Raw genomic sequence first — 5108 nt, forward strand, 5'->3', positions numbered from 1 at the left:
TCGCTGACCGGCAACGCGGCAGCTGTCATAACGGGCATACTACAAACTACCGTATTAATTCACAGACGGACCACTAGGTCGGCGGCCGCCCGCAGCAAGCCGCTCTGACGGCCGACCACGGTGCAATCAGACGTCACTCGGTCGAATGCTGCATCTTTGGCGTCACCCGTCCAGGTGGTGCCGCCCGGCATTGCGATGTTCTGACGGTGCCGGGAGAAAGCGTTCTCGGATGTGGTGGCGGCTGTTCGCCAATTCGTCGCGGCGTCGGCGAGATGCGAAGTAGACCAATCTTCAATCTGCGTACGAGTGGGCAAGACACCCGACGAAATGGCAGCCGCCGGACTCATACCGTCACCGAAATCTCACCCGCGCTGCTGCTATCGGTGTCGTCATAGTGCGCAGCGCCCGTCGCGAGATCGCCAGCCTGCCCTGACACCCGTCGAGCCTGACGTGCTCGCACCGAATTCAGCGCCGCATTGACTGCGTTTACTCCGGCGGCACTCGGATCATCACCACCAACGCATTGGTCTACTGCTCCCGTGATCAACTCTGCGGCGAGGGTCTCGCTATCGCCGGCCGCGGCCCGCAAACCGCTTGCACTCACTTCCAGCCCGTTTGCCATATCAATCCCCCCAACTGGCTAAGTCGGATCTGGACAGCCTAGCAGCGCGCAAGGCTCCCAGCCTGGTCCGTTCGACGTAGCGCCACTCCGGCGTCGAGTGATCGCCGATCTTCGAGGCCAATGCGATCGCCTGGCGTGCGATTTAAGACAATGGAAGACCGGTGAACCAAGCACTAGCGATGAATACGCGCCGATCCGGACAGCGCGTATCGGGTGTGCGGCGGACATCGACCAGCTCACCCTGGCTTGCCCGGCCTGCCACCGGTTGTTGAGCAGCAAGGGCTGGCGGACGAGAACCGGCAAAGATGGTCGGACCGAATGGCTTCCGCCGCCGAGTCTCGATACCGGTCAGCCCCGGGTCAATGACTGCCACCATCCGGAGCGCTATATCGCTGGCCTGGCTCCGCAAGGCTCTGGCGCAGCCTGACGCCGACGGCCGTCGCCCTCGGGGCGCCGCCGCCGGCTGCCGCACGTCAACTTTTCGCGTAGGCCGAGAAGTATTCGATGAGCATGGCGCGTGCCTCCCGGATGATCGCTGGGTCGCCTTCGGGTTCATCGCTGAACGCCAGCTGAACGAGCCGTTCGAGAGCGTGGATCGCAACGCGGCACTGCAACTCGGAAAGGTCGGCGAAAAGCGGTGCGTGCTTGCGGAATTGCGTCAACGTCATGGCAGCGATCTCGCCGATCGCGATGTTGTCCAGTTCTCTGACGCGTGACGTGAGATTCTGGCGCACCCACAGCTCACGTATCAGCGGAATCCGGTGTTCGGCCGCGTAGTAATCGACGATGGCGTCGACTATCTCTGTCCAGTCGTCTCCTGGGCGACCGCGGAGCGCAGAGTCGATCCCTGCGATGGACTTTTGGATGTTCTGGTAGGACAGCTCGTCCAGGACACGCTCCGGCGTCTCGAAGAAGGCATAAAAAGATCCGCGGCTGATGCCTGTTCTTTCCAGCAGAAAGGTCGGCGATCCGACAACCGCCTCGTAGCCAACTTCTACGACCACTTCAGCGGCCGTGGCGAGGATATGCTCGACCAGCGCCCGTGATCGCTCCTGCAGAGGCTTTTTGCGCAAGCCCCCGGCAAGCTCGTGGTTCCACGGGCCGCCGACCTTCGCCCCTGCCCACTGGGCCACCTTCGTTCCTTTCGCTCGAGGATTAAGCGAACCGTAGCAGCAACGCGACGCCAGTCACCTTACTGACGACGGCGTGGGGCTCTCGGTCGCGTGAACTTCCTCGCGGCCGTGCCGTGTGTCGCTGGGCGACGCCGATGAGAGCTACTGCGGTAAGGCCATGGGCGCGCGGCATTTCGCCGCTGGTAACCCCTGTGTAAACAGGTCGCTCTGACCATGGACAGGAGGGGGCGGAAGGATTATTTTTGCGAATACGCGACTAACGTCGCGTCTTCAATCTAGATTTGCGTCAGCTTCTCGTCGTGTACCTGCTCTGAAGGTGAATGAATGGTCGACGATCACATCGCCACTGCTGCAACAACTACTGGGCCGTCATTGCACGATGACCGCGGCCCGGTCCTACCCCGGCGGCGACTAGCTCCGGCGCGGAATGTGTTGGCTCACAGCAAGTTGCAAGGATATCCAAAGCTTTGGAAGCGCCGGCGTCGCACCGACGCCAGCCAAGCCGGATCTGGTGCTTGCCGGTATTCGGCGCGGGCGCCGGCCGAATCGACGACGTCTCGCACACCCGGCCAACCTCAACTACCTTTCCCGAAGGAGACACCACTATGACCGATAGCACGTTGGCGGCAGACCCGCCCAGGAAATCGCCGCCCGGCGATTCCGCGACCTCTGGCGGCCTGTCTGGGCAGATGGGCATCAGCTCATTGATGCTCACAGTTCTGGCGTTCTCGGCCCCGATTGCCGCTGTCGCCGGCTTCATCCCGTTCGCGATCATGTTCGGTGGTGAAGGTGCCACTCTTGTGTTCGCGGCCGCGTCGGTATCCCTGTTGTTGTTCGCAGTGGGCTACGTGACGATGGCCAAAGGCTTGCCGAAACCAGGGTCGTTCTACGCCTTCATCAGCGCCGGGCTCGGCAGGGTCATCGGACTCGGATCGGCCTTCCTGGCCGTAGTTTCCTACCTGTTGTTTCTCTGCGGGTGCTTCGTCTTCATCGGGCTCACCGTCACCGAACTCGTTTCGAGCGTGGGCGGTCCGACCACGCCGTGGTGGCTTTGGGGTATGGTCACCTGGGGCATCGTAAGCATCCTGTGTTACTTCCACATCGAGGTATCAGCGAAGATCCTCAGCGTCGCGATGGTGCTGGAAGTCGCGATCGTGATGGTGTTCAACATCGCGGTGCTCGTGCACGGTGGCGGTCCTGACGGATACTCGACCACTCCGATCAACCCGGCCACGCTGGGTCATGGCGACATGGCCGTCGCGTTGCTGTTCGCCATCATGATCTTCCTCGGATTCGAGGCGACCGCCTTGTTCCGCGACGAGGTGCGCAATCCAGACAAGACCATCCCGCGGGCAACCTACGGCGCGGTGTTGTTCGTCGGCACCCTGTACACGGTGACCTGCTATCTGCTGACCACTGCATACGGATCGGGCGCCGTCCAGGCGGCTACTGATGATCCGAAGATGATGTTCCCCAGCGCCATCGGACACCTCGCCGCGCCGGTCTTCACCCAGCTCACGTTCATCTTCATCGTGACGTCGGAGATAGCTGCTGCCATTTCCGTACACAATGTGACCGCTCGCTACATCTTCAATCTCGCTGCGGACAAGGCGCTTCCGACGGGACTTGGACAGGTTCATCCTCGCCACGGTTCGCCTGCCCGCGCTGCGGTGGCAGTAGCCATCATCACTCTGCTACTGACCTCGATCGTCGGCCTGACCAACCTGAAAGGCGAGGGCCTCGATGCCCAACTGTTCGGCCTCGGGACGGTCGGTGTCTTGATTCTCATGGTGTTGGTCAGCATCGCGGTGATCGTGTGGTTCGCCCGAAAGGGTGTTCCGGTCGGCGCCAACAGGTTCAAGTGCTTCATCGCGCCCTGCGTCGCCATACTGGCGCTGGGAACCACTGTGGTTATCGCCGTACTGCATTTCGATCTGGTCGTCGGCGGCGCACCCGGTCAGAACCTGGGATTGCTGGTTGTGCTTGCGGCCTCGCTGGTGGTGGGATGCGCTCTGGCGCTCTACTTCCGCTCAACCCGCCCTGAGATCTTCAAGGCGCTCGGTCGGGCTGAGGCCGAAAGCTGAACTGGTAGAAGGAATAAGGCCAGAAAGCGTGGGCCCGATTCGATATCGGGCCCACGCTTTCTGGTTCGTTGCTCGCGGCGTGTCGTCAGTGGCCGCGAGTCACCCATTCGTCGTAATGCACGATCTCGTCACCGATGGTCGTGGTGTCTCCGTGCCCGGTGTAGACCACCGTTTCGGCGGGGAGCAGACCGAGGCGTTTGGAGATTGATCTCAGGATGGTGGGGAAGTCGGAGTAAGACCGTCCGGTGGCGCCGGGGCCGCCCTGGAACAGCGTGTCGCCGGAAATCACCGCGTTCAGTTGCGGAATGGACCAGCACACTGATCCGGGCGAGTGTCCAGGGGTGTGGATGGCGTGCACATCGATACCGCCGGCGACGATTGTGTCACCATCTCTGACCGGCCAGTAACGGCCATTCGGATGAGTCATCCGCCACAACATGGCATCGGCCGGGTGCAACAGCACCGGGGCGTCCAGCTCCTTGCCGAGCTCGGGCGCCACGGTGATGTGGTCGTTGTGTCCGTGGGTGCAGACCACCGCAACGACGTTGCGGCCGCCGACGGCGTCGATGATCGGCGCGGCGGTGTGTGCGGCGTCGAACACGATGACATCACTGTCGTCGCCGACGAGCCAGATGTTGTTCTCGACGTCCCAGGAGCCGCCGTCGAGCTCGAATGTCCCACTGGTGACGACTCGTTGGATCTGGGAGGTTTCGGTCACTTCAGCACCACCACGGAGCGCAGCACTTCGCCGGAATGCATGCGGTGGAATGCCGACTCGATATCGCCCAGGCCGATGCGTTCGGAGACGAACTTCTCCAGCGGCAGCCGGCCCTGCAGGTAAAGGCTTATCAGGGTGGGGAAGTCACGTTCGGGCAGGCAGTCGCCGTACCAGGAGGACTTCAAAGAACCACCGTGAGAGAAGAAGTCGACCAGTGGCATCTCAAGTTTCATGTCCGGAGTCGGGACGCCCACCAGGACCACGGTGCCGGCGAGGTCGCGGGCGTAAAACGCCTGTTCATACGTCGCCGGGCGGCCCACCGCGTCGATCACCACATCGGCGCCGAATCCGTCGGTGAGGTCCTGGATCGACTTCACGACATCTGCATCGGCGGCGTTGACTGTATCGGTGGCTCCAAACTCGTACGCCTGCGCCAACTTCCGCTCATCCAAATCTACGGCGATGATCTTCTTGGCGCCGACCAGGGCGGCCCCGGCGATCGCGGCGTCGCCGACACCGCCGCAGCCGATCACCGCGACCGTGTCGTCACG

At 62.4% G+C, this 5108-nt stretch carries 5 protein-coding genes; 1 reads left to right on the forward strand and 4 read right to left on the reverse strand.

The features are described from left to right. Positions 1-343 precede the first annotated feature (343 nt). Together A5699_RS28685 and A5699_RS19700 are read right to left on the reverse strand one after the other, a co-directional pair. A complete protein-coding gene (locus A5699_RS28685; RefSeq protein WP_076241145.1) occupies positions 344-622 on the reverse strand; it encodes a hypothetical protein in 279 nt (92 codons plus the stop codon). Positions 623-1095: 473 nt separating this feature from the next. After that, entirely contained in the window at positions 1096-1755 is a 660-nt protein-coding gene (locus tag A5699_RS19700; protein WP_231965767.1) for a TetR/AcrR family transcriptional regulator, read from the reverse strand. A 605-nt stretch (positions 1756-2360) separates the two neighbouring features. Here A5699_RS19700 and A5699_RS19705 point away from each other — a divergent pair. Further along, positions 2361-3839 (forward strand): APC family permease, encoded by a 1479-nt coding sequence (locus A5699_RS19705; protein ID WP_067772615.1) that lies wholly within the window; start codon positions 2361-2363, stop codon positions 3837-3839. Positions 3840-3924: 85 nt separating this feature from the next. Here the strand turns inward: A5699_RS19705 and A5699_RS19710 are convergent, their stop codons facing one another. Further along, positions 3925-4557, reverse strand: a complete 633-nt coding sequence (locus A5699_RS19710) for an MBL fold metallo-hydrolase (RefSeq protein WP_067772617.1) — start codon at positions 4555-4557, stop codon at positions 3925-3927. Continuing rightward, on the reverse strand, positions 4554-5108 hold a 555-nt coding region (locus tag A5699_RS19715), incomplete at its 5' end, for a zinc-binding dehydrogenase (protein WP_157561348.1). The genes A5699_RS19710 and A5699_RS19715, both read right to left, overlap by 4 nt.

Source organism: Mycobacterium sp. E802 (assembly GCF_001666875.1).
GTDB lineage: Bacteria > Actinomycetota > Actinomycetes > Mycobacteriales > Mycobacteriaceae > Mycobacterium.

Excerpts from the sequence above, each read along its gene's own strand:
- A5699_RS28685 (WP_076241145.1), bottom strand. The coding sequence starts at position 622 with ATGGCAAACGGGCTGGAAGTGAGTGCAAGCGGTTTGCGGGCCGCGGCC.
- A5699_RS19705 (WP_067772615.1), top strand. The coding sequence starts at position 2,361 with ATGACCGATAGCACGTTGGCGGCAGACCCGCCCAGGAAATCGCCGCCC.